This is a genomic window from Aeromonas sp. sif2433 (assembly GCF_019218705.1).
Classification (GTDB): domain Bacteria; phylum Pseudomonadota; class Gammaproteobacteria; order Enterobacterales; family Aeromonadaceae; genus Aeromonas; species Aeromonas encheleia.
The window spans coordinates 192,324-216,722 of record NZ_JAHUXD010000005.1 but is presented as its reverse complement, the minus strand read 5'-3'; the positions used below and the strand labels follow the sequence as shown (position 1 = coordinate 216,722).

The window sequence follows — 24,399 nt, the reverse complement described above, 5'->3', positions numbered from 1 at the left end:
GCCGTTTTATCCCCAGTAAAAGCCCCCGCCAGTTGGCGAGGGCTTTGTTTTTATACGAGATGCATCCTGAGGCGATAGCAATCTCAGCCGCGACGCGCCGCCTCTATGGTCGCGATGTCGATCTTTCTCATCTGCATCATCGCCTCGAACGCGCGCCTGGCGGCGGCGGGATCGGGATCGGTGATCGCCTGCAGCAGGGCGACCGGGGTGATCTGCCAGGAGATGCCCCACTTGTCCTGACACCAGCCGCACTCGCTCTCCTGGCCACCGTGGTCGATGATGGTGTGCCAGTAGCGACTCGTCTCGGCCTGGAAGGGTGAATAAGCCATAAGCCCTGTGTAAAAGCCTCCATTTTTTAGAGCTCGGTTTGGATCAGGTCTCGGTGACAAGTGGTTTTCAGCCGGTTTTTTGCGTCAGAAGCTGTGTTCGGGGCCAGGGAAGGAGCCGGTTTCGACATCGGCGGCGTAGTCACATGCCGCCCGGTGCAGCAGGGTGCGCATGTCGGCGTACTGCTTGACGAAGCGTGGCAGGCGTCCGGTTCGCAATCCCGCCATGTCTTGCCAGACCAGCACCTGGGCATCGCAGTGGACACCGGCGCCTATGCCCACCGTGGGGATGGCGACCGCTGCCGTGATTTTCTCGGCAACCTCGGCCGGCACCATCTCGATGAGCAGGGCAAAGGCACCGGCGGCTTCGAAGGCGAGGGCGGTATCTATCAGTCGCTGGGCATCCTCGCCTCGTCCCTGGACCCGGTAGCCACCGAGCTGATGCTCAGCTTGCGGGGTGAAGCCGATGTGGGCCATGACGGGGATCCCTGCGCTCACCAGTTTTTCCACCTGGGGCAGCATCTGCTTGTCGCCTTCGAGCTTCACGGCATGGGCGCCGGCCTCCTTCATGAAGCGCACCGCCGTGTGAAAGCACTGCTCGGCCGAGCCCTGATAGGAGCCAAAGGGCAGATCCGCGATCACCAGGGGTCGACGGGTTGAGCGGGTCACGGCCCGCACCAGCGGGATCAGCTCGTCCACCGTGACCGGGAGCGAGGTCTCATTGCCGTAGACGTTGTTGGAGGCGGAGTCCCCCACCAGCAACACCGGGATCCCCGCCTCCTCAAAAATGGCGGCGGTATACATGTCGTAGGCGGTCAGCATGGCCCACTTCTGGCCCTGCACCTTCATCTGCTGAAGATGCGGGATCCGGATGCGGGAGACGGCCATGGCGGGTGGGGGTGTCTTGACCGTATGGGGAGGCTTGTTCATTCATGATGCGGGTTCTCACTGGGTTGGAAGGACATTCAGGCGATGACCTGATCGACGAACAGGAGCGCGGCAATGGCGATCATAGCCGCACCGGAGAGCTGGCTCACCCTGCGGGCCGCGCGGGGACGGGTCGTCAGTATGGTCTGGGCGCCATAGCCCACCAGCAGGTAGACGAGGCCGCAGCTGACGACATGCACCAGCCCCAGCGCGATGATCTGCGTCTGCACCGACCAGGGGGCGGTTGGATCGGTGAACTGGGGCAGCAGGGCCAGAAACAGCAGGAAGACCTTGGGGTTGAGGCCACTCACGCAGATGCCCTTGAGGGTCCAGTGGTGCCATGCCCCCGGGCCCAGCTCCTTGCCGGCATCCGGTGTGGCGGGATGCATGAGCAGCTGGATGCCAAGCCAGAGCAGGTAGGCCGCCCCTATGAGGGTGAGCAGGGTGAGTGCGACCGGGTGGCCTGCCACCAGGGCGCCCACCCCGGCGGCCACGATCAGGATGGCCATCAGGTGCCCGAGCAGCAATCCTGCCACGGCGGGGAGCACGACCCGGCCGCGCATGCCGGCCGAGATCGCATAGGCCCAATCTACCCCGGGCGTGATCACAAACAGGATGGAAACAGCCCAGAAGGCGGCAACGAGCGCCAGCGTCATGAGGAGCTCCTCCCCGCTAAAGCGGACGCCGGTGCCCGGTGGCCGTCGCCCATTAGGAGGCCGTTGGCCATGGTCGGCTCAGTCGGTGGACTGCCGGCCTGGTCTTGCATGGTCCGCCTGGGTAGACATGAGCGCCGCATCCCCGTCATGGCAATAGCGGCGCCGCCGAGTCGCTTTCTTTTCATCTTCTGCTTCTCCTACGTCGGTCATGTGGGTTAGGTCAAAACTGCCATCCTCACCTGAAGATTGAAAAGAATATCCTTGGATGATTAGAATGTGCTGCCTAATATTTGCGTCAAAAATTGATATATAGGGAATATCTTCCACATGGACGATGTTGATCGCAGGATCCTTGCCGAGCTCCAATCAGACGGGTGTCTCTCCGTCACCGAGCTGGCCGAACGGATCGGGCTCAGCGTCTCGCCCTGTCACCGGCGGGTGCGTGCGCTCGAAGAGGCGGGCGTGATCAGGGGCTATCGCGCGCAGCTCGATCCCGCCAACCTCGGCCTGAATTTCTCCGCCATCGTGTTTGTGACTCTGCGAGAGGGGGATCGTCAGGCCGTTGCCGCGTTCGAGCAGGCGCTCATGGAGATCCCTCAGGTCATCCAGGCGCAGCGGCTGTTCGGTGATCCCGATTACCTCCTGCATGTCATTACCCGGGATCTTCCCGCCTTCCAGCACTTGTATGATGAAGGGTTGTCGGCGTTGCCCAGTGTCCAGCGCCTCACCTCGACCCTCGTCATGAAGAGCGTGGTACAAGACAGGTCGCTGCCGTTATGAAGGGAAGGGTCGTCATAGGGGCCATGACGGTGATGCGCCTAGGTGCGAGCTTATGCAGGGTCTATCGCCCGGACGAGCACCAGTAACAAGCCCCCGTCAGTTGGCGGGGGCTCTGCATTGCAAGATTGTGTGGTGTTCGCTCCCGGGCAACGGGCGGGGCGTCGAGGAGGATGGCCGTCTCAGCCGCGGCGCGCCGCCTCTATGGTCGCGATATCGATCTTTCTCATCTGCATCATCGCCTCGAACGCGCGTCTGGCGGCGGCGGGATCGGGATCGGTGATCGCCTGCAGCAGGGCGACCGGGGTGATCTGCCAGGAGATGCCCCACTTGTCCTGACACCAGCCGCACTCGCTCTCCTGGCCACCGTTATCGATGATCCCGTGCCAGTAGCGATCCGTTTCGGCTTGGGTCTGGGTGGCGACCTGAAACGAGAACGCCCAGTTGTGCCTGACCCCGGGTCCGCCATTGAGCCCGAGGCAGGGGATCCCCATCACCCTGAACTCGACCGTCAGCACATCCCCTTGCTTGCCAGACGGAAAGTCGCAAGGCGCATGGTAGACGGCACCGACGGAGGAGTCGGGAAAGGTGCTGGCGTAGAACTGCGCCGCCTCCTCTGCGTCGCCGTCATACCAGAGGCAAATGGTGTTCTTTGCGGGGGTATTCATGTCATTTCTCCATCCTGATAGGCCGTCCTGCGCCGCCACAAGGGAGGCGGGTCCTTTTTCGTCACCATTTATCATTGGCCATCCGTTGGCGCCTGGCCAACTCCAGCTCGCTCGGTGCGCTGCCGGGGAAGGTGCCGGGCTGGATATCGCCGTCCGGCACATAGGTGCTCATCAGCACGCCTGAGTCCGACACCCGGGAGCGCACTAGCCGCAGCGCCGATGGCCTGGCCGCCTCGCCGAACAGGCGCTTGCCCCGGCCAAGCACCACCGGAAAGGTCCAGAGGTGGTACTCGTCTATTAGTGGCATACCCAGCGGCGCACCCAGTGACGGGTCCAGGGTCGCGGCCTGGAGCGTCTGGATCAGGTTGCCGCTGCCAATCACCTGCAGATCGGGGCCAGGCTGGCCCTTGAGGGCGATGACGGCCGCGACGACATCGCCCTCAAGCAGGCTCGAGTTGTGCCACTGGAGCCGCGTCAGGGTGCGCGAGGCGACGTGTTTCTTCGCGGCGTTGAGCGTCTTGGCGATGGGGTGATCATGGGGCTGATAAGGCCAGTAGGCCTCGAAGATCTGATAGGTCCTGCGCCCGAGCAGCAGCTCGCGATCCTTGCCGTCGAAACCCGCTGCCGAGATGTCCATGCTGTCGTCCGCATAGTTGAACATCCAGCCGCCAAGGGCAAAGCCGCCGGTGGGGTCCTCTTCTGGTCCGCCGGGGGCTTGCATGATGCCGTCGAGGGACACAAAGGCAGAGACGATGACTCTTCTCATGGCAATCCTCCTGTGGTGATGCGAGTCGGGTAAAGGGGTGAGCTAGGCCGGTACGGGGCGGTGCGTTTACTGGGCGTTGGCCGCGGAAGCGGCAGCCTGGGTGGCTCGCATGGCCTCATCGAGCTGCAGTTTGAGCTGCTCCGCCTGCGCCTTGGCTTGTTCCGCCTGCTCTGCCTGCAGTTTGCCGTTGATCACGGCGGTGCCAACCACCTCGGCGCCGCATCCGCTCAGCAGGGCCGCGATGAGGGGGCGTAGATAGCGGGATCTCGACATTGGGACTCCTGCGGTGCTGGATAGCCGACCTGATGTGCTCGTGCTGTGTTGAGTGTAGTGGCATAGTGAATCTGGCCACCAGGGGAGGGCGACGCGCGCCCATACCCGAATCATTGCCAGTGGGCGGCGTGGTGCAGGGTTGGCGCAGAGATAACCAGAGAGGAGTGAGCAATGGACAGTACCCAGCGATTCTCGGCCCGGGTCGAGGCCTATGTGAAGTATCGCCCCGGCTACCCGGCGGCCATGCTGGATTTTCTGGCGCAGGAGCTCGGCATGGGGCCCGCGGCTGTGGTCGCAGACATAGGGGCGGGCACCGGCATACTGACGGCGCTGCTGGCGCCCAGGGTGGGTCAGCTGTGGGCGGTGGAGCCCAATGCCGAGATGCGCAGCGCCGCCGAGCGGCTGTTGGCGGGGGCCGGCAACCTCAGCTGGCACAGTGGCAGTGCGGAGGCGACCGGCTTGCCAGCGGGCGCCGTGGATCTCGTCACCGTCGCCCAGGCCTTCCACTGGTTCGACCGCGCCGCCTTCAAGGCCGAATGCCGTCGGCTGCTCAGGCCCGGTGGCCGGGTTGCGCTGATCTGGAACGACAGGCTGACCAATACCCCCTTCCTCGAGGCCTATGAGGCGGGGCTGCGCACCTATTCCGGGGATTATGAGGAGGTGAACCATCGCAATCTCGGCGAGGCCGATTTTCGCGCCTTCTTCGAGGGGGACTATCGGCTCGATCGCTTCGAGAACCGCCAGCTGTTCGACCTCGATGGGGTACTGGGGCGGCTCAACTCCTCCTCCTATGCGCCCGCCATGGGCACGCCGGCCTATGAGGGGCTGACGGCGCTGATCCGCCGCGAGTTTGCCCGCTGCGCCGTCGATGGCCAGATAGCCTTCAACTATTGCACCCTGGTCTACAGCGGCCGGGTCTAGCCCCGGGCGATGGGGGACACCAGGGGGAGACACGGGCAGGGTGATGTTCACGAAAGCCCCCTGCCGATGGCGCTGTCTGCCGACGAAGTGCCCCGTTTGTCCCCTTGTTCCAGGAGCCCTCCTCGCGGCGGGCGAAACCGGCGGGCTTGCCCACTGGTTTTTTTTTGCCCAGAAAATATCTCCTATCTCTCTGTTCCACTTAACGAAACCCCATTTTGATGAAAAAGTTGCCTGAATCACAGTTGAATGAGGTCGGGAAAATGATTCACTACCCCTAAAGTGATGGCGGCATACTGTGCGCCCTCCGATGGGGCCATGCCGCATGCAGGTTGCACCACGAGGTGATGAGCAGGACCCCAGGTATGTTGATTTTCAAACGCACGAAGAAAAATTTTGCCTTTATCACGGGCTATCTCTGGCTGTTGGCCTTGCCGATGCTGCTCGGGATCGGTGGCATGTTTGCCCTCTCGGTCTACAACCATGGGGTGGTCGTTGAGCAGAAGCTGGTCAGTCTCAACAGCATGGCCGTGGTCGCCGAGGCGAGAATGCTCGATCACATCGAGCAGCTGATGGCCGTCGAGGTTACCGCGGACAAACTGAACCCGGTGATCTCGTCGACCCGGGCCCGGCAGGAATACCGCGAACTCTGGGGTAACAAGGCCGCCCTCGACTCCCTGATCACGCTGATCTTCTATGCCGACTCGACCGGACGCTTCTTCTCCGGCAGCGAGGAGGCGGATCAGGCCTGGGTGAACGCCAGGGTCAATGTGAACTCCCGCGCCTGGTTCAAGGGGGCGCTGGCGGCCCGGACGTTTTACTGGACGCCGGCCTATCAGGACATCTTAACCGGCGACTATATCCTGACCCTCGCCCATCGGCTGACGGATGGCCAGCAGGAGGGGGCCCGTGTCATCGGCACCGATGTGAACGTCGCGGAATGGTCACAGATGCTCAGAGACATGCTGTACGGGGACAACGCCTTGAGCCACATGGTGATCGATCGCCGCACCAACCAGATCCTGGTGAGCTCGCAGTCGGCCTACAACGGCCAGATATTGCAGGCCCCCTGGCTGGCGCGCCTGACCTCGCAATCCGGCTCCTTCTACTCGGAGCAGAGCAACGAGTATGTGGCCTATGGGACGCTACCCAAGCGTGAACATTGGCTGGCCATCACCGTCCAGCCAAGGCGAGACTCGGTGGCCGTGCTGGGGGGCAGCCTCGCCCTGGGGCTGCTGGTCGTCGCCTGCGCGCTCTTCATCACCATGTCGGCCTTCTTCCGCCTGCGGTTGCTGGTGCTCATCGACAGCCTGGTCAACCGGATCCGCCAACTCGGTGCCGGCGCTATGGGGGGCCCCTCATCGAGCGTCCTGCCGGTGTTTCCGGAGATGGCGCTGCTGGATCAGGCGCTGAATCAGGTGTCTGATCACCTGCAAGAGTCGTTTGACATGGCACACAGGGACGCCCTGACCGGCATCTACAATCGACGCTTCCTGGATGGGCGCCTTCGTCAGCTGCATGAGGAGGGAAGCCCCTTCGTGCTGGCCCTGGTCGATCTGGATAACTTCAAACAGATCAACGATGTCTATGGCCATACCGGCGGAGATGCGGCGCTTTGTCGCAGCGTCGAGCTGGGTCAGGAGCTGCTGGGTGAGAGTGCCTCCCTGTGCCGTTACGGCGGCGAGGAGCTGGTCGCCCTCTTCGAACACGGCACGCTGGCGGAGGCCGAGGCGCTGATGGAGCAGTGGCGTTGCCGTGTCAGCGAGCTGAAGTGGCGGGAGAAGGGGATGCTGGTCACCTTCAGTGCCGGCATCGGCAGCAGTAATGGCCGCACCCCCGAGGAGCTGCTGGCCATGGTCGACAATGCCATGTATCAGGCCAAACGGGCCGGCAAGAACCGCATCTATCGCATCGAGGGAGAGTAAGCGGCATAGCGTTCGCTCGATGAGCGTGACACGGCTCCCGCATGACAAGGCCCTCGCCATGGCGAGGGCCTTGTTGTTTGTATCGCCTCTGCGTTGGGCATCACCGGCCGGATGATGCCTCTCGTCGCCAGGACGTGCAGGCGGGATCAGGTCTTGTCGATGCCAAGCAGGGTCATGGCCTTGGCCAGGGTATCGATGGACTCCTGATGCTTGCCCTCCTTGTGCAGGGTCTCGCCCTCGGCCCTCAGCTGCTTCACCTCGGCCAGCCGCTCGGCACTGATGGGAGGGCCCGCGGCCAGGGCATCGTCAATCCTCTTCATGTCCATGGGACAGTGAAACGCGAAGGCAGTGCCGGCGAAGAGCAGGCCTGCCAACAACAACATGAGCCTCATTTTGACTACCTCCGTGATGGGACCCCATTAAGGATAGCCCGTCTATGCTGGGGTTATCGATTGGGGCGGGGAGGCCAGGGCTAGCAAGCCGTCTGGTCAGGGAGGCACTATCTCTCTCATGCCGGGCCTGCAAGGGAGATAAAAAAAGCCGACTCCAGGGAGTCGGCTTTTTTATTGGCGATGCGCCTATCATGCGGTCACGGCATCGGCCTTGACGGCGGCGGCTTCCGGCGCCGCATTACGGATGAGGTAATCGAACGCCCCCAGCGCGGCGGTGGCACCGGCACCCATGGAGATGATGATCTGCTTGAACGGCACCGTAGTGGCGTCACCGGCGGCGTAGACACCGGGCAGTGAGGTCGCGCCCTTGGTGTCGATCTCGATCTCGCCGAAGCGGGTCAGTGCTACTTCGCCCCCCTTGAGGAACTCGGTGTTCGGCACCAGGCCGATCTGCACGAAGATACCGGCTACCGCCAGGTGCTTGATCTCACCCGTGGTGCGGTCTTCGTAATCCATGCCGACCACCTTGCTGCCGTCACCTATCACTTCGGTGGTGCGGGCGCTCATGATGATGTCGATGTTGCCCATGGAGCGCGCCTTCTTCTGCAGTACCTCGTCGGCGCGCAGGGTGTCGGCGAATTCCACGACGGTGACGTGCTCGACGATGCCGGCCAAGTCGATGGCGGCCTCGATGCCGGAGTTACCACCACCGATCACCGCCACCCGCTTGCCCTTGAAGAAGGGACCGTCGCAGTGCGGGCAGTAGGCCACGCCCTTGGTGCGGTATTCAACTTCGCCCGGCACGTTAAGGTCGCGCCAGCGGGCACCGGTGGCCAGGATCACGGCGCGGCTCTTGAGGGTGGCACCGGAGGCGAGCGCCACGTTCACGTAGCCATCCTTGCTGATGGCGGCGGCGCGCTGCTCGGTGATCACTTCCACGCCGTACTGCTTGACGTGCTGCTCCAGGCTGGCGGCCAGCTTGGGGCCTTCGGTGTAGGGCACGGAGATGAAGTTCTCGATGCCGACAGTGTCCATCACCTGACCACCGAAACGCTCGGCGACGATGGCGGTACGGATCCCTTTACGGGCGGCATAAATGGCGGCAGCGGCACCAGCCGGGCCACCCCCGACGACCAGTACGTCGTAGGGGGCTTTCTCGCTCAGCTCGGCGGCTTTGCGTTCGCTTGCGCCGGTGTCGAGCTTGGCGACGATCTCTTCCAGCGAGATGCGGCCCTGGCTGAACGGCTGACCGTTCAGGTAGACGTTCGGCACCGCCATGATCTGACGCTCATTCACCTCATCCTGGAACAGGGCACCGTCGATCATGGTGTGGGTGATGCCGGGGTTCAGGGTGGCCATCAGGTTCAGGGCCTGCACCACGTCCGGGCAGTTGTGGCAGGAGAGGGAGATATAGGTCTCGAAGTGGAACTCACCCTTTAGGTTCTTGACCTGCTCCAGCACGGCCGGATCGGCCTTGGAGGGGTGGCCGCCGCTTTGCAGCAGGGCGAGCACCAGGGAGGTGAATTCATGACCCATGGGGATGCCGGCAAAATGAACACGCGGGGCCTGGCCCTTCGGTGCGATGCTCATGGAAGGCTTGCGAGCGGCAGTGCCATCGGTCATGGAAATCTTGGGGGACATGTCGCTGATTTCTGTGGCCAGGGCCAGCAGCTCCGCGGACTTGTCGCTGTCATTGCCGGACACGCTGATCTCGATGGGATTGACGATGTACTGCAAGTAACCGTTGAGCTGCTGTTTGAGGTTGGTATCTAACATCTTCGAATTCCTTCTTGTTATGGCGGGTCGGCACTATTACTGGATACAGAAGCACTGGATGCAAAAAACAGTGAATACAGAAAGCACTGAGCCAGAAAGCAGACCGGCCCTTGGATGGGCCGGTCTTGGAGAGCAGGAGGCTTAGATTTTGCCTACCAGATCCAGGGACGGGGCCAGGGTGGCATCGCCTTCTTGCCACTTGGCCGGGCACACTTCACCCGGGTGAGCGGCAACGTACTGGGCAGCTTTGACCTTGCGCAGCAGTTCCAGAGCGTCACGGCCGATACCGCCGGCGTTGATTTCAACGATCTGGATAACGCCCTGCGGGTCGATCACGAAGGTACCACGGTCAGCCAGGCCAGCCTCTTCGATCATCACGCCGAAGTTGCGGGTGATGGCGCCGGTCGGGTCACCGATCATCGGATACTGGATCTTCTTGATGGTGTCAGAAGTGTCGTGCCAGGCCTTGTGAGTGAAGTGGGTGTCGGTAGAGACGGCGTAGATCTCGACGCCCAGCTTCTTGAATGCGGCGTAGTTGTCTGCCAGGTCGCCCAGCTCGGTCGGGCAAACGAAGGTGAAGTCAGCCGGGTAGAAGAACACCACGGACCACTTGCCTTTCAGGTCTGCGTCAGACACCTGAACGAATTTGCCATTGTGGTAGGCGGTAGCGTTGAACGGCTTGATTTCAGTGTTGATATAGGTAGACATGTATTTGCTCCTTGGTGATGTACATATGCCCGTCCGGTAGTGAAGAGTCTTGCCAGACGAGGCGCTTAACTTTCGATGGGGTCATCATAGGGCCTTTCGCTAATCGGTTAAAGCCACAATTTTGAATCACTTAAATCTACTTATTAGATAGCCCATCGCAACTGTACCTAACATGAATATCTCAGGCCTTCGAAGATAACTCATTGGCGAAGTTCAATTTCTGTCCTGTAGCTCACATTTTCAAGGCCCGGATGGGATCTTGTTTTATGAAATGTGAGGAAGCTAGGGCGGCAATCGGCCTGTGGCGCGAAAGAGGGGCAGGGAGAGGCGGACAAAAAAATCCCGGCGCTATCGCGAGGATAGGGCCGGGTCATCAAACAAGGAATGGCGATATAACAAATGCTTTACAGCAAAGACTTACTACGGGGTGTGCAAACTTGCAGACATATGAAGAGAAGACCCGGGTGCACAATCCCTTATCTCCCCTTCGGCAATAATTGCATGACGGGCATCATAGTGTGACGGCGATCACAAATCAAGTTTGTGGTGTAATTTTTCAATCAAAATGAAAGACTTTCAGATTAATGGCTGATTTTTTCCGCTGAAAACGCTTTTATTGTAATTTAATTACAGGATTGGGCGATCAGAAGTCCACAGGTGGCTCCTGCTCCTCCATCAGCTCCAGCAGGTTGATGGCGACGGCGATGAAATCCGATTCGGTGACTATGCCCACCAGTTTGTTGCCCCGGATGACCGGCAGGCAGCCATATTTGTGGCGCTGCAGGTAGAGAGCGGCCTCCTTGATGCCGGCGTGGGGATCCACGCTCGCCACCTGACGGGTCATGATCTCGTCGAGCTGGACGCTGTCGGTGAACTCGGCTTCCCGCTCCGGGTTGATCAGCAGCAGCTTGGATTCGCGAGTGGCCAGGATGTCGGAGAGGGTGACCAGGCCCAGCAGGTGATGGTGTTCGTCGACGATGGGGATGTGGCGGATCCGCTCCTGCTGCATCAGATCCATCGCCTGTTTGACGCTGTTCTGTGGCCCCAGGGTGAAGGGATGTTCGGTCATGATTTCGGACAGGGTCATCATGGTGGGCCTCCTTGTGTCTCTGGTTTCACCATAGTCCAGCCGCTGGCGCCAAAACATGATCAGGGTCAATACAGATCATTAAAGAATCATTAACCGGCAAGGTGTCACAAAAACGAGCGCTATCCCTTGTCTCTCTTGGGTTTTTGGTCTTTTGGGTTGCCTTGCTGGAAGGGGATAACTAGACTAGCCGCCGATTCCCCCGAGGTGAAAGATGCAAGTATCCGATTTTCATTTTGATCTGCCAGACGAGCTGATTGCCCGCTATCCCATGACGGAACGTACCGCCAGTCGTCTGTTGCAGCTCGATGGTCAAAGCGGCGCCCTGCGCCATGGTCAATTTGTGGATGTGCTGGACCGGCTCAACCCCGGCGATCTGCTGGTGTTCAACAACACCAGGGTCATCCCGGCGCGCATGTTTGGCCAGAAGGCCAGCGGCGGCAAGCTGGAGGTGCTGGTGGAGCGCATCCTGGACGAGCACAGCGTGCTGGCTCACGTGCGTTCCTCCAAGTCGCCCAAGCCCGGCACCCGCCTCATTCTTGATGGTGGGGTCGAGGCCGAGATGCGCGCCCGCCACGACGCCCTGTTCGAGATCCACTTCCTGGACCCGCGTCCGGTGCTGGAGATCCTGGAGGCCATCGGCCACATGCCGCTGCCGCCCTATATCGACAGGCCCGACGAGGATGCCGACAAGGAGCGCTACCAGACCGTCTACAACCAGAAGCCGGGCGCCGTGGCGGCGCCGACCGCGGGGCTGCACTTCGATGAACCCCTGCTGGCAAAGATCCGCGCCAAGGGGGTTGAGACGGCCTTCGTCACCCTGCATGTAGGGGCGGGGACCTTCCAGCCGGTGCGGGTGGACAGGATCGAAGATCACCACATGCACTCGGAGTATGCCGAAGTGCCACAGGAGGTGGTGGATGCCATCAACGCGACCCGGGCTCGTGGTGGCCGCGTGATTGCGGTGGGCACCACCTCGGTGCGCTCTCTGGAGAGCGCGGCCAAGGTGAGCCTGGCCCAGGGCAAGCCGCTGGCGCCCTTCTTCAGCGACACCGACATCTTCATCTTCCCGGGCTATGAGTTCCAGATCGTCGATGCCATGGTCACCAACTTCCACCTGCCGGAGTCGACCCTGATCATGCTGGTCAGCGCCTTCGCCGGCTATGACCATGTGATGGCGGCCTATCAGGCGGCCGTGGCCGAGCAGTACCGTTTCTTCAGCTACGGGGACGCCATGTTCGTCACCCGTCGCCGGGCGCAGGCATAAGCCTCGCCCTTTATACCGGGCCCATCGGGTCCTCTGCTGTCAGACTGTTTCTCTGACTGAATCGAGGTAGCAATGAAATTTGAACTGAAAACCACCGACGGCCGCGCCCGTCGCGGTCAGCTGGTATTCGAACGCGGCGTGGTGCAGACCCCGGCCTTCATGCCGGTCGGCACCTACGGCACCGTCAAGGGGATGACCCCGGAAGAGGTGCGCGAGACCGGCGCCCAGATCCTGCTCGGCAACACCTTCCACCTCTGGCTGCGGCCGGGGCAGGCGGTGATGCGCGCCCACGGTGATCTGCATGACTTCATGAACTGGCAGGGCCCGATCCTGACCGACTCCGGTGGTTTCCAGGTGTTCAGCCTGGGTCACATCCGCAAGATCACCGAGGCTGGCGTGCATTTCCGTCACCCTATCAACGGTGAGAAGATCTTCCTCGACCCCGAGAAATCCATGGAGATCCAGTACGATCTGGGCTCCGACATCGTGATGATCTTCGACGAGTGCACTCCCTATCCGGCGACCTACGAAGAGGCGCGCAAGTCCATGGAGATGTCCCTGCGCTGGGGCAAGCGCTCCCGCGACAAGTTTGATGCTTTGGGCAACAAGAACGCCCTGTTCGGCATCATCCAGGGTTCCGTGTATGAAGAGTTGCGGGATGTGTCGCTGAACGGGCTGCTGGAGATCGGCTTCGATGGCTACGCGGTCGGTGGCCTCGCCGTGGGTGAGCCCAAGGAAGACATGCATCGGATCCTCGAGCACGTCTGCCCGAAGATCCCGGCCGACAAGCCACGCTATCTGATGGGCGTGGGCAAGCCGGAGGATCTGGTGGAAGGGGTGCGCCGCGGCGTCGACATGTTCGACTGCGTGATGCCGACCCGCAATGCCCGCAACGGCCATCTGTTCACCACCGATGGGGTGGTCAAGATCCGCAACGCCAAGTATCGCGAAGACACCAGCACCCTGGACGCGGACTGCGATTGCTACACCTGCAAGAACTACACCCGCAGCTATCTGTACCATCTGGACAAGTGCAACGAGATCCTCGGCGCTCGTCTGAATACCATCCATAACCTGCGTTATTACCAGCGGGTGATGCAGGGTTTGCGGGACGCGATCGAGCAGGGTAAATTAGACGACTTTGTAACTGAGTTTTACCGTCGGCAAGGGAAGCCTGTGCCTCCGATAGCTGAAAATGACGTGAAATAACAACGATTTATAATCTAGTTATCAAATCTACATCAAACAAGAGGTTGTTAAATGAGCATTATCTCCAAGGCATATGCAGAAGGCGCGGTTCCGGGTGCACAGGGTGGTGGCATGGAAATGATCATCATGCTGGCCGTGTTCGGCCTTATCTTCTACTTCATGATCTATCGTCCCCAGGCCAAGCGTGCCAAGACTCATCGTGATCTGATGAGCTCCCTGGCCAAGGGTGACGAAGTGCTCACCTCCGGCGGTCTGGTTGGCAAGATCGCCAAGGTTTCCGCCGATAGCGAATACCTGGTGCTGGCCCTGAACGATCAGACTCAAGTCACCATCAAACGTGATTTCGTCTCTGCCGTTCTGCCCAAGGGTTCTATCCAGTCCCTTTAATCTCCCGAGGAGCACAGCGTGTTAAATCGCTATCCGCTGTGGAAATACCTGATGGTGGTCTTCGTGATCGCCATCGGTTTTCTATATGCAGCCCCCAATCTTTACGGCGAAGACCCGGCCCTGCAGGTATCTGCCAGCCGCGGTGCCGAAGTCAAACTAGAGACGCTGGATCTGGTGAAGGAGACGCTCGAGGCGGCTCAGATCCCGGTCAAGCATGCGGCGTTCGAACACGGCTTCATCCTGGTCCGTTTTAACAACACCGAAGATCAGCTCAAGGCGCGCGATGTCGTCGCCGGCAAGCTGGGCGACAACTTTATCACGGCCCTGAACCTGGCTCCGTCCACGCCGGCCTGGCTCGAAGCCATAGGTGCGGCGCCGCTCAAGCTGGGTCTGGACCTGCGCGGTGGTGTGCACTTCCTGATGGAAGTGGACATGGCCGAGGCGCTGACCAAGCAGCAAGAGCAGATGGTGCAGGATTTCCGCACCGAGCTGCGTACCCAGAAGATCCGTTACTCCGGCGTGCGCCGGGTGGGCGATCAGGTGCAGGTGGTGTTCCGCGAGGAAGAAGATCAGGCCAAGGCCGCCTCTTTCCTGCGCCGCCAGAATCCGGATCTCACCTTCACCACCGAGCAGAAGGGTGACGACTTCATCCTGCTGGCCGGCTTGAGTGACGCCAAGATCAAGGAAGTGAAGAAGTACGCCCTCGAGCAGAACATCACCATCATCCGTAACCGGGTGAATGAGCTGGGTGTGGCCGAGCCGCTGGTGCAGCAACAGGGTGCCGAGCGCATCGTGGTCGAGCTGCCCGGTATCCAGGACACCGCCCGTGCCAAGGAGATCCTGGGCGCGACCGCGACCCTGGAATTCCACATGGTCGATGAGAGCGCCGATATCCAGGCTGCCGCCGATGGCCGGGTGCCGCCGAGCTCCAAGGTGTACAACGATCGCAACGGCCGTCCCGTGGTGCTGCAAAAGCGCATCATCCTGACCGGTGACCACATAGTGGGTGCCCAGTCCGGTTTCGACGAATACAGCCGTCCCCAGGTCAACATCAAGCTCGATGGCCAGGGTGGCAACAAGATGGCCAACTTTACCAAGGACAACGTTGGTAAGGGTATGGCGACCGTGTTCATCGAGTACAAGCCGGTGGGTCAGCCTGGCCCGGATGGCAAGCGCAAGTTCCGCAAGCAGGAAGAGGTGATCAACGTCGCGACCATACAGTCACGACTGGGTAGCCAGTTCCGCATCACCGGGATCGACAATGCCAACGAAGCCCACAACCTGGCGCTGCTGCTGCGTGCCGGTGCCCTGATCGCGCCCATCCAGATCGTGGAAGAGCGCACCATAGGCCCGAGCCTGGGTCAGCAGAACATCGACAGCGGGATGGAAGCCATCGGCTGGGCCATGCTGGTGATCGTGTTGTTCATGGGGATCTACTACCGTGCCTTCGGTTGGGTGGCCAACCTGGCCCTCAGCATGAACCTGGTGCTGATCGTCGGCATCATGTCGATGATCCCGGGTGCCACCATGACCCTGCCGGGTATCGCCGGTATCGTGTTGACGCTGGGTATGGCGGTGGATGCCAACGTGCTGATCTACGAGCGTATTCGTGAAGAGATCCGCAACGGCCGCGGGGTGCAGCAAGCCATTCACATGGGCTTCGACCGTGCCTTCTCGACCATCGCCGACTCCAACGTCACCTCGCTCATCACCTGTGTGATCCTGTTCGGTATCGGCACCGGCGCCATCAAGGGCTTCGCCCTGACGCTGGGCATCGGTCTGACCGCCTCCATGTTTACGGCCATCACGGTATCCCGCGCCATTATCAATCTGGCCTGGGGTGGACGGCGCATCGACAAGCTGCCGATCTAAGGAAGAGACATGTTTCAGATTCTACATTTTGAAAAGCCGATCCCCTTCATGCGCTTCGCCAAGTCGGGAATGGTGTTCTCTGCCCTGCTGACGATGTTCGCCCTGTTCTGCCTGTTCGATCGCGGTCTGAACTGGGGGCTGGACTTCACCGGCGGTACCACCATAGAGGTGGGGTTCCAGCAGTCGGTGAGCCTGGACAAGATGCACGAGGCACTGGATCAGCAGAAGATTGAAGGGGCTACCCTGCAATTCTTCGGCTCCAGCCGCGACGTGCTGGTGCGCATGACCCCGAAAGAGGGGGTCAAGGTGGAACAGCAGGGCAACGAGGTGCTGGCGGCTGCCAAGCTGATCGATGAGGGCGCCGTGCTCAAGCGCGTCGAGTTCGTCGGCCCCTCGGTGGGTGACGAGCTGGCGACAGACGGTGCCTTGGCCATGCTGGCCTCCATCCTCTGTATCCTGGCTTACGTGGCGGTGCGCTTCGAATGGCGTCTGGCCATGGGGGGCATCCTCTCCCTGGCGCACGACGTCATCATCACCCTCGGCATCTTCGCCTACTTCCAGTACGAGTTCGACTTGACCGTGCTGGCGGCGCTGATGACGCTGGTGGGCTACTCCCTGAACGACACCATAGTGGTGTTCGACCGCCTGCGGGAGAACTTCCGCAAGGTGCGCAAGGGGGATACCGCCGAGATCATGGATCTTTCCATGACCGAGACCCTGAGCCGGACCATCATCACCTCGGGGTTGACCTTCGTGGTGGTGGTGGCGCTGCTGCTCAAGGGCGGTCCGCTGATCCACGGTTTTGCCATCGCCATGGTGATCGGGGTGGCCTTCGGGACCTACTCCTCCATCTATGTGGCGAGTGCCTCTGCCATGTTCTTCGGGGTCAAGCGGGAGCACATGCTGCCGACCCAGGTGGAAAAAGAGGGTGCGGATCAACAAGAGATCCTGCCGTAATCGACAAGGGCGCCACAAGGCGCCCTTTCTCTTAGGGTCAGGGTGAGTCATTATGCTCCCCATCATTGGGTAAAATGTGCGAGAACAAGGAGCAAGCCATGCATCACAATCCCCGTTTTCTGGCGCTGGTAGAGGCCGTTCGCCCCCAGGTGCAAGAGACTGACGTGCATCAGATCAAACGCTGGCAGGAGGAGGGCAGGGCCTTTCATCTGATCGACGTGCGGGAAGATAACGAATGGGCGAAAGGTCGCCTGCCGGGGGCCGAGCATCTGGGTCGCGGGGTGATAGAGCGGGACATCGAGACCCGTTATCCGGATCCAGCCACCGAGCTTTACCTTTACTGTGGTGGGGGTTTTCGCTCCATCCTGGCCACCGCCAACCTGCAGAAGATGGGTTATACCCGAGTGGTCAGTGTCGATGGGGGCTTTCGTGGTTGGAGTGATGCCGGATACCCTGTCGAATCCTGATTTATTTGAAGGATAGGGGTTCCGCCACATGACAAACTGTCGGTGGACCTTTACCATATGGCGGGTCAAGCGTAAGCGTCGGAGTGTTCATTGAACGTCAGGAAAGGGATTGGATACCTCACGGGTATCCTGTTGTTGCTCCCCATGTGGGGATGCAGCAGTAGCAGTCAGGTTGAAGCTCCTCAAGTTCCCAAGCCGCAACCCGCTTCACTGGTATTGGCGACCCCTCTGCAGGTCTCTTACCAGAGCGAGTTGGCGCTGGCGCGACTCGGGCAGATGCTCAGTGAAATGGAATTGACGACAGAGCAGCGGGCCGAACTGTTTTATGAGCGTGCCGTGGTGTTTGACCGCGTCGGGTTGCGTTCCCTTGCCAGATTGGATTTCAACCGCGCCTTGCGGGAAAAACCCGATTTTGCCGAGGCTTACAACTTCATCGGTGTCTATCTGGTTCAGCAACAGAACTATGACGAGGCCTACGAGGCATTCGACTCCGCCCTCGAGCTGGCCCCGGATTACGACTACGCCTACCTCAACCGCGGCATAGCGCTCTACTACGGTAATCGTCCCGAGCTGGCTGCCGCCGACATGAAGCGGTTCTACGAGGCGCAGCCGGAAGATCCCTACCGGGTGCTCTGGCTCTATCTGGCCGAACAGAAGCTCAATGCCTCGGCGGCCATGAGCCGGATGCGCGAGCGGCTGGGCAAGTACGACGACGACGCCTGGAACTGGGATCTGGTGCGCCTCTATACCGGCGAGATCAACGCCACCCAGCTGATGGGCAACGTGGTGAAAGGGGTGAAGGATAACCGGGAGCTGGCAGAGCGCCTGTGTGAAACCTATTTCTACCTCGGCAAGTTTGAGCTGGCCAAGGGCAACCGCAAGGAAGCCATCAGCTACTTCAAGCTGGCGCTCGCCAACAACGTGTATGACTTCATCGAGCACCGCTATGCCCTGCTCGAACTGGAGTTGATGGCGCGCAAGCCACTGCCGCCGGGTGCCAGTGCACAGGGCAAGAGCAGCAAGCAAGCCTCCTGATACTGGATGCGAGCGATGTAAAAAAGGCCTCTCAACGAGGCCTTTTTGCTGTCTGCGGTTCCCGGATCATTCCACCAGGCTCACGCCGGGGATTTCTGGTCTCAGTAGCCGTGGCGGTCGACGCGCCGAGACCTTTTGCTGTCTGGGGTTCCCGGATCATTCCACCAGGCTCATGCCGGGGATCTGGCGCCAGTAGCCGTTGCAGTCCCGCTCCTGCTGCAGGGGCAGGGGGGCCTGACCCTGTTGATTGGCTTTGAAGCGGGCCAGCATGTCCAGGGTCTCCATCCCCTCGGGGGAGAGGCGCACCACGTCCACCAAGCCCTCCATGCCTTTGATCTCGTTGCCAAGGTTGTAGCAGTAGCCGGATTGGGTCTGGATGCCGTTGAGATTGAACACCTTCTGCCCTTCGCGGCTGCTGGCCAGCCGCCCGGTGGGGTAGTGGATGCAGGCGAGCTCGCAGCCATCCTTGGGCTTGTCGAGGGAGCGGGCGGTGAAGCAGCGCGCCGAGTAGGCGAGCGGCAGATGGCCGTAGGCGAACACCTCCACCTCGAACTGCTGGCGGGCCGGGCCCAGATCCTGACTGAGCTGCACCAGCCAGTCGCGGGAGAGCTCCACCGGCATCACCCAGCGCGTCATCCCATTTTTAAGTAGCATGCGCAGCACGTCGGCGTTGTAGGCATTGATGGCCGGCCCGCAGACGAAGGGCAGGCCGGCCTCCCGGGCGAGCTGGACGGCGCCGAGATCGTTGGCCTCGATCAGCAGGTTGCCGTTGTCGACCAGCCGCTTGACCTCCTTGAGCTCGGAGGGGGCCGAGATCAACGCCAGGGTGGAGAGCACGGCCTGTTTGCCCGAGCCGGCCACCTGGCGCGCCAGGCTAATCCAGTCGTCCACCTTGAGTTCACGGCGCTTGCTGCAGACCGTCTCCCCCAGATAGATGATGTCGGCCTGGCTCTGGGCCGCGGCGTCGTAGAAGGCCTGGGCGTCGGCCTTGGGCCAGTAGAAGAGCAGGGGCCCGAGAGAGAATTGCATCAGATGAGGTCCTCGCGCTGACGGAAGAGGCTGGCGGCAGAGCCGGCTGGCCCGAACAGGAATGGCATGGGGTCTCCTTATTGCCACTGGCGATGATAGGCGCCCAGGGTGGTTTGACTCCCCTCTGAGACGCGGGCGAGCTGGGCATCCCACTCGGCCTTGACACTATAGGCTTGCGGATTGGCCTGGTAGCTGTCGATGGCGGCGCGCCAGACCCGGGTCACCTGCTCCACATAGGCGGGGCTGCGCTGGCGGCCCTCGATCTTGACCGACTGGATCCCGGTCTGGAACAGCTCGGGCAGGAGGCCCAGGGTGTTGAGGCTGGTCGGCTCCTCCAGGGCGTGATAGGTCTGGCCATCCACCTCGAAGCGCCCCTTGCACAGGGTCGGGTAGCCGGCGTTTTCCCCGGGACCGTAACGGTCGATCAGCACCTCGTTGAGCCGGGATTCGAGGCCGGTCGGGGTCTCCTCCCAGCGCACGAACTTGGCCGGCGAGCAGGCCCCCACCGTGTTGGGGCTCTCCCCGGTCATGTAGGAGGAGAGGTAGCAGCGTCCCTCCGCCATGATGCAGAGGCTGCCGAAGGCGAACACCTCTAGGCCGACGTCGGTCTCGCGGGCCAGTTGCCGGACCTGATGCATGGAGAGCACCCGCGGCAGCACCACCCGGCCGACGTTGAAGTGCTGCTGGTAGAAGCGGATGGCGGCGGCGTTGGTGGCGCTGGCCTGCACCGAGACGTGCAGCTCCATGTCGGGGTGGTGACGGCTGGCATAATCGAGCACGGCGAGATCGGCGATGATCAGGGCATCGGCTCCGAGTGCCACCCCGCGATCCACCGCCTGCTTCCACCTGGCGTCAGATCCCGGGTGGGCGAAGGTGTTGATGGCGATGTGCAGCTTGCGGCCGTGCTGGTGTACGTAATCCACCGCCCTTTCCAGCTTGCTGTCGGTGAAGTTGAGACCGGCAAAGTGGCGGGCATTGGTGTCGTCCTTGAAGCCGATATAGACCGCATCGGCCCCGTTATCCACGGCCGTTTTCAGCGCCGGCAGGCTGCCTGCCGGACAGAGTAATTCCATCGGGTACGCTCCGAGAGGGCAAAAAATGCAAAAGTGGCTCGATTGTATGCATCGACGCGTCCCCACTTTTTGACCTGAGGCAGCTTTAGGTGGCTTTACCCTTCTTGAGGTAAGTCGGCACAAGTTTGATTTTCAACAGGATCCTGCCACGGCCCCTGTGCTTGAATGCGCAAAAAACTGGGAGTTTATCGTGTTCCAACAACTGCAACGTCGCCTGGTCGAACAGGCACCCCGTCTCTTGCGCCGCCCGCTCAAGCTGGTGCCCTTCACCCTGCAACAGAGTCTGATGGAGCGCCTGCTGGCGCAGGTGTTCAAGGAGGCCATCCTGGACGGGGACTTCGATTTCCTGGCGGGCAAGTGGCTCAAGGTCGAGGTCTCCGATCTCGAACTCAGCTGGTTCATCAGCGCGCAGGAGGGCAGGCTGGTGATGGCCCCTGACTGCGAGGCGGCCGATGTCTGCTTCAGTGGCTGCAGCCACGATCTCATCCTGATCGCCGGTCGCAAGGAAGATCCGGACTCCCTCTTCTTCCAGCGCCGGCTGAAGATCGAAGGGGACACCGAACTGGGGCTGGAGCTGAAGAACCTGCTGGACAGCCTGGATCTGGAGGCATTGCCCAGCCTGATGAAGTACCCCCTGATGGATCTGGCGACCCTGGTCGAGCGTACCCGCTCAGCGCAGGAGCCAGTGCCCGCGCCGGTGGGCTGAGCTGCGCCTCAGGTGCCGTGCTATGCCCTCGGCATGGTGGCGGCGATGGCGCCGGGCCCACAGACAACGACAGCCCCACAGGCAGGGTAGCAGGGCGAGCAGCGCCGTGGTGTCGGGCAGGCGCAGCAGCAAGAGCCCCAGCGCCAGCCATGCGAAGGGCAGGGCCTCGTAGTACCACTCGGGTTGAAACCAGTGTTTGGCCGGGAAGATGACGAGATCGGTGCGCCTGTAGTTGGAGCGCATCATCCAGACCAGGGCGCCCGCCACAAACAGCAGGGCCGCCGCCAGCCAGAGCAGCGGGGTCTGGGCAACGAGCAGCAGCCCCGCCGACAGCAGCAGGTAGAGGTTGGGTAACTGCTCGTAGAGCCAGGCGGGCAGCATGGGATGGCGACTCCGGGTGATGCACCGTGCACCCTCTAAGGTTAGCTCGCGCTTTTTCGGCGCTCATGCTGGTTGGTTATACGAATGGCCACTTTTGTGCTGAAATGTGGCGTCAGAACCGGTGCCAAAATAGCGATTGGTTATGTTACAATTACGCGCCATTTTTTGACTGAAGATTGACTGGGCATGTTGGATCAGATTCGTATCGTTTTGGTAAACACCTCTCACACCGGCAACATGGGCTCCGCGGCACGCGCCATGAAGACCATGGGGCTGACTCAGCTGGTGTTGGTGGATCCGCAAGCCTTGCCAGATGACAATGCCATCGCCTTGGCGGCGGGGGCCAGCGATGTGCTGGTCAACGCCCGCATCGTCCCGACGCTGGATGACGCCATCGCCGACTGTGGTCTGGTCATCGGCACCAGTGCCCGCTCCCGCACCCTGAGCTGGCCCATGCTGGATCCCCGCGAGGCGGGCGAGAAGCTGGTGACGGAGAGAGTGAAGCACCCGGTCGCTCTGGTGTTTGGCCGTGAACGCACCGGCCTCACCAATGACGAGCTGCAGAAGTGCCACTACCACGTGGCCATCCCGGCCAATCCCGAGTACAGCTCCCTCAACCTGGCCATGGCGGTGCAGACCCTCTGCTACGAGGTGCGGATGCGCTGGCTGCAGGATCAGTTGCCCGAATCCGACGAGGAGCGGGTCGATTATCCCAGTGCGCAGCAGCTGGAAGGGTTCTATCTGCACCTGGAGCAGACTCTGCAGAAGACCGGCTTCATCACCGAGGAGCACCCCGGTCATGTGATGAGCAAGCTGCGTCGTCTGTTCAATCGTGCCCGACCGGAAGTGGTTGAATTGAATATATTGCGCGGTATTCTCACCTCGGTGCAGAAAGCCCGGCCGCAGGATTAATCCCGACTGATTTACTCAACCATATACTTGACTGTTTTAGTCGGGTATGTGACCATGTGCCCATATTGATTTGTTCGCAAGACGGTAAGGCATATGAGACTGACCTCAAAAGGACGTTACGCTGTGACAGCCATGCTCGACGTGGCGTTGCATGCAGAGCAGGGGCCCGTGCCCCTGGCTGATATTTCAGAGCGCCAGGGCATCTCCTTGTCCTATCTGGAGCAACTGTTTGCCCGTCTGCGCAAACATGGGCTGGTGAGCAGCGTGCGTGGTCCGGGTGGCGGTTATCGTCTCGGACTGGCCCCTGGCGAGATCTCGGTGGGTCAGGTGATCACCGCGGTCGATGAGTCGGTCGATGCGACCAAGTGTCTCGGCAAGGGGGGCTGTCATGGCGGTACCCAGTGTCTGACCCACTCCCTGTGGCGCGATCTCAGCGAGCGCATCTCCAGTTTCCTGGGGGACATCACCCTGGCGGAGCTGGTGGGTCAAGCCGACGTGCGACGCATCGCTGGCAAGCAAGATGAACAAATGAAGACCGTGTTGTCCCTGGTTGAACGGGCTGAACGCGGTGATGTGAGCTTGAAAGTCCAACTATAAACGTGCTTTCCACGACGGGTCGCTGTGTGACCCCGTCGTAACGGAGAAAAACATGAAACTGCCTATTTACCTTGATTATTCGGCAACCTGTCCGGTGGACCCGCGTGTCGCAGAAAAAATGATGCAGTGCCTCACCATGGATGGCCTGTTTGGCAATCCTGCCTCCCGTTCTCACCGTTTCGGCTGGCAGGCCGAAGAAGCGGTGGATCAGGCCCGTAATCAAGTGGCAGAGCTGATCGGTGCAGACCCTCGCGAGATCGTCTTCACCTCCGGCGCGACCGAATCGAACAACCTGGCCATCAAGGGCATTGCCCACTTCTATGCTGGCAAGGGCAAACACATCATCACCTCCAAGACCGAACACAAGGCGGTGCTCGACACCTGCCGCCAGCTGGAGCGCGAAGGCTACGAGGTGACCTACCTCGAGCCGATGCCCAACGGCCTGTTCAGTCTGGCGCAGATTGAAGGCGCCCTGCGCGATGACACCGTCCTGGTGAGCATCATGCATGTCAACAACGAGATCGGCGTGATCCAAGACATCGCCGCCATCGGCGAGCTGTGCCGCTCCCGCAAGATCCTGCTGCACGTGGACGCGGTCCAGAGCGTCGGCAAGATCCCGGTTGACGTGGAAGCGCTCAAGGTCGACCTGCTCTCCATGTCCGCCCACAAGGTATACGGCCCGAAAGGGATCGGTGCCCTGTACGTGCGCCGCAAGCCGCGGGTGCGCCTGGAAGCCCAGATGCACGGTGGTGGTCATGAGCGCGGCATGCGCTCCGGCACCCTGCCGACCCACCAGATCGTCGGCATGGGCGAAGCTTTCCGCATCGCCAAGGAAGAGATGGCGAGCGAGAGCCAGCACATCATGGCCCTGCGCCAGCGTCTGTGGAATGGCATCAAAAATATCGAAGAAGTCTATATCAACGGTGATCTGGAGCATCGCGTCCCGGGCAACCTGAACGTCAGCTTCGCCTACGTGGAAGGTGAATCCCTCATCATGGCGTTGAAGGATCTGGCGGTCTCTTCCGGTTCAGCCTGTACCTCTGCCAGCCTGGAGCCTTCCTACGTGCTGCGCGCCCTGGGGATGAACGATGAGCTGGCACACAGCTCCATCCGGTTCAGCATCGGTCGCTTCACCACGGAAGAAGAGATTGATTACGCAATCAAGCTCATCTGCGACTCCATCGGTCGTCTGCGCGAGATGTCTCCCCTGTGGGAGATGTTCAAGGACGGTGTCGATCTGAACACGGTCGAATGGGCTCATCACTGATCGCTTGCCAGAGAGGCAAGGGTTTGGTGAACAACGGAATT

The 24,399-nt window shown here is 61.1% G+C and carries 27 protein-coding genes; 14 read left to right on the top strand and 13 right to left on the bottom strand.

The window, feature by feature from the left end:
* Positions 1-83: 83 nt before the first annotated feature.
* From KW825_RS09960 to KW825_RS09950, 3 genes are all read right to left on the bottom strand, one after another.
* Complete coding sequence (locus KW825_RS09960) at positions 84-329, bottom strand: VOC family protein (protein WP_256353819.1); 246 nt, start codon at positions 327-329, stop codon at positions 84-86.
* An 84-nt stretch (positions 330-413) separates the two neighbouring features.
* Positions 414-1,256, bottom strand: coding sequence for a 3-methyl-2-oxobutanoate hydroxymethyltransferase (gene panB, locus KW825_RS09955; protein WP_218329088.1), 843 nt, complete (start codon positions 1,254-1,256; stop codon positions 414-416).
* A gap of 35 nt (positions 1,257-1,291) precedes the next feature.
* Positions 1,292-1,909: a LysE family translocator gene (locus KW825_RS09950; RefSeq protein WP_218329087.1), complete on the bottom strand. Its 618-nt coding sequence runs from the start codon at positions 1,907-1,909 to the stop codon at positions 1,292-1,294.
* A 327-nt stretch (positions 1,910-2,236) separates the two neighbouring features.
* Here KW825_RS09950 and KW825_RS09945 point away from each other — a divergent pair, with 327 nt between their 5' ends.
* Positions 2,237-2,689 (top strand): Lrp/AsnC family transcriptional regulator, encoded by a 453-nt coding sequence (locus tag KW825_RS09945; protein WP_218329086.1) that lies wholly within the window; start codon positions 2,237-2,239, stop codon positions 2,687-2,689.
* Between the two features lie 179 nt (positions 2,690-2,868).
* Here KW825_RS09945 and KW825_RS09940 read toward each other — a convergent pair whose 3' ends face one another.
* The 3 genes from KW825_RS09940 to KW825_RS09930 all read right to left on the bottom strand — a co-directional run bounded on the left by KW825_RS09940 (position 2,869) and on the right by KW825_RS09930 (position 4,393).
* On the bottom strand, positions 2,869-3,354 hold the full coding sequence (locus tag KW825_RS09940; protein WP_218329085.1) for a VOC family protein: 486 nt from the start codon (positions 3,352-3,354) through the stop codon (positions 2,869-2,871).
* A 61-nt stretch (positions 3,355-3,415) separates the two neighbouring features.
* Positions 3,416-4,120, bottom strand: coding sequence for a dihydrofolate reductase family protein (locus KW825_RS09935; protein WP_218329084.1), 705 nt, complete (start codon positions 4,118-4,120; stop codon positions 3,416-3,418).
* A 66-nt stretch (positions 4,121-4,186) separates the two neighbouring features.
* Positions 4,187-4,393, bottom strand: coding sequence for a hypothetical protein (locus KW825_RS09930; RefSeq protein ID WP_218329083.1), 207 nt, complete (start codon positions 4,391-4,393; stop codon positions 4,187-4,189).
* Positions 4,394-4,564: 171 nt separating this feature from the next.
* Between KW825_RS09930 and KW825_RS09925 the strand changes: the two genes are divergently transcribed.
* On the top strand, positions 4,565-5,314 hold the full coding sequence (locus KW825_RS09925; protein WP_218329082.1) for a class I SAM-dependent methyltransferase: 750 nt from the start codon (positions 4,565-4,567) through the stop codon (positions 5,312-5,314).
* Between the two features lie 362 nt (positions 5,315-5,676).
* Positions 5,677-7,236, top strand: a complete 1,560-nt coding sequence (locus KW825_RS09920) for a diguanylate cyclase (RefSeq protein ID WP_218329081.1) — start codon at positions 5,677-5,679, stop codon at positions 7,234-7,236.
* 146 nt (positions 7,237-7,382) lie between these two features.
* Here KW825_RS09920 and KW825_RS09915 read toward each other — a convergent pair whose 3' ends face one another.
* The 4 genes from KW825_RS09915 to KW825_RS09900 all read right to left on the bottom strand — a co-directional run bounded on the left by KW825_RS09915 (position 7,383) and on the right by KW825_RS09900 (position 11,202).
* Complete coding sequence (locus tag KW825_RS09915; protein WP_042652418.1) at positions 7,383-7,628, bottom strand: hypothetical protein; 246 nt, start codon at positions 7,626-7,628, stop codon at positions 7,383-7,385.
* Positions 7,629-7,817: 189 nt separating this feature from the next.
* On the bottom strand, positions 7,818-9,404 hold the full coding sequence (gene ahpF, locus KW825_RS09910; RefSeq protein WP_218329080.1) for an alkyl hydroperoxide reductase subunit F: 1,587 nt from the start codon (positions 9,402-9,404) through the stop codon (positions 7,818-7,820).
* A gap of 141 nt (positions 9,405-9,545) precedes the next feature.
* Positions 9,546-10,112, bottom strand: coding sequence for an alkyl hydroperoxide reductase subunit C (gene ahpC, locus KW825_RS09905; protein WP_042652416.1), 567 nt, complete (start codon positions 10,110-10,112; stop codon positions 9,546-9,548).
* A gap of 643 nt (positions 10,113-10,755) precedes the next feature.
* Positions 10,756-11,202, bottom strand: coding sequence for a CBS domain-containing protein (locus KW825_RS09900; RefSeq protein WP_218329079.1), 447 nt, complete (start codon positions 11,200-11,202; stop codon positions 10,756-10,758).
* Between the two features lie 211 nt (positions 11,203-11,413).
* On the opposite strand from KW825_RS09900, the gene queA reads away from it, so the two are divergent.
* From queA to nlpI, 7 genes are all read left to right on the top strand, one after another.
* Entirely contained in the window at positions 11,414-12,466 is a 1,053-nt protein-coding gene (gene queA, locus KW825_RS09895) for a tRNA preQ1(34) S-adenosylmethionine ribosyltransferase-isomerase QueA (RefSeq protein ID WP_218329078.1), read from the top strand.
* A 72-nt stretch (positions 12,467-12,538) separates the two neighbouring features.
* Positions 12,539-13,675 carry a tRNA guanosine(34) transglycosylase Tgt gene (gene tgt, locus KW825_RS09890; RefSeq protein WP_218290915.1) on the top strand — a complete coding sequence of 379 codons (1,137 nt, stop codon included), beginning with the start codon at positions 12,539-12,541 and terminating at the stop codon, positions 13,673-13,675.
* A gap of 51 nt (positions 13,676-13,726) precedes the next feature.
* A complete protein-coding gene (gene yajC, locus KW825_RS09885) occupies positions 13,727-14,062 on the top strand; it encodes a preprotein translocase subunit YajC (protein WP_033129086.1) in 336 nt (111 codons plus the stop codon).
* Positions 14,063-14,080: 18 nt separating this feature from the next.
* Positions 14,081-15,934 (top strand): protein translocase subunit SecD, encoded by a 1,854-nt coding sequence (gene secD / locus KW825_RS09880; RefSeq protein WP_042652412.1) that lies wholly within the window; start codon positions 14,081-14,083, stop codon positions 15,932-15,934.
* 9 nt (positions 15,935-15,943) lie between these two features.
* Entirely contained in the window at positions 15,944-16,891 is a 948-nt protein-coding gene (gene secF, locus KW825_RS09875) for a protein translocase subunit SecF (protein ID WP_042652411.1), read from the top strand.
* Between the two features lie 98 nt (positions 16,892-16,989).
* Complete coding sequence (locus KW825_RS09870) at positions 16,990-17,358, top strand: rhodanese-like domain-containing protein (protein ID WP_218329077.1); 369 nt, start codon at positions 16,990-16,992, stop codon at positions 17,356-17,358.
* A gap of 90 nt (positions 17,359-17,448) precedes the next feature.
* Positions 17,449-18,393, top strand: coding sequence for a lipoprotein NlpI (gene nlpI, locus KW825_RS09865; RefSeq protein WP_331854090.1), 945 nt, complete (start codon positions 17,449-17,451; stop codon positions 18,391-18,393).
* 156 nt (positions 18,394-18,549) lie between these two features.
* Here the strand turns inward: nlpI and KW825_RS09860 are convergent, their stop codons facing one another.
* Positions 18,550-19,422, bottom strand: coding sequence for a U32 family peptidase (locus tag KW825_RS09860; RefSeq protein ID WP_218329076.1), 873 nt, complete (start codon positions 19,420-19,422; stop codon positions 18,550-18,552).
* Positions 19,423-19,499: 77 nt separating this feature from the next.
* Positions 19,500-20,495 (bottom strand): peptidase U32 family protein, encoded by a 996-nt coding sequence (locus KW825_RS09855; protein ID WP_218329075.1) that lies wholly within the window; start codon positions 20,493-20,495, stop codon positions 19,500-19,502.
* A 190-nt stretch (positions 20,496-20,685) separates the two neighbouring features.
* Between KW825_RS09855 and KW825_RS09850 the strand changes: the two genes are divergently transcribed.
* Positions 20,686-21,201 carry an SCP2 sterol-binding domain-containing protein gene (locus KW825_RS09850; protein ID WP_218329074.1) on the top strand — a complete coding sequence of 172 codons (516 nt, stop codon included), beginning with the start codon at positions 20,686-20,688 and terminating at the stop codon, positions 21,199-21,201.
* Here the strand turns inward: KW825_RS09850 and KW825_RS09845 are convergent.
* Positions 21,166-21,582, bottom strand: a complete 417-nt coding sequence (locus tag KW825_RS09845) for a hypothetical protein (protein WP_218329073.1) — start codon at positions 21,580-21,582, stop codon at positions 21,166-21,168. The genes KW825_RS09850 and KW825_RS09845 overlap by 36 nt on opposite strands.
* A gap of 186 nt (positions 21,583-21,768) precedes the next feature.
* Here KW825_RS09845 and trmJ point away from each other — a divergent pair, with 186 nt between their 5' ends.
* From trmJ to KW825_RS09830, 3 genes are all read left to right on the top strand, one after another.
* Positions 21,769-22,494 (top strand): tRNA (cytosine(32)/uridine(32)-2'-O)-methyltransferase TrmJ, encoded by a 726-nt coding sequence (trmJ, locus tag KW825_RS09840; RefSeq protein WP_218290921.1) that lies wholly within the window; start codon positions 21,769-21,771, stop codon positions 22,492-22,494.
* A 93-nt stretch (positions 22,495-22,587) separates the two neighbouring features.
* On the top strand, positions 22,588-23,091 hold the full coding sequence (gene iscR, locus KW825_RS09835) for a Fe-S cluster assembly transcriptional regulator IscR (protein WP_042652403.1): 504 nt from the start codon (positions 22,588-22,590) through the stop codon (positions 23,089-23,091).
* 52 nt (positions 23,092-23,143) lie between these two features.
* Positions 23,144-24,358 carry an IscS subfamily cysteine desulfurase gene (locus KW825_RS09830; RefSeq protein WP_218329072.1) on the top strand — a complete coding sequence of 405 codons (1,215 nt, stop codon included), beginning with the start codon at positions 23,144-23,146 and terminating at the stop codon, positions 24,356-24,358.
* Positions 24,359-24,399: the final 41 nt, after the last annotated feature.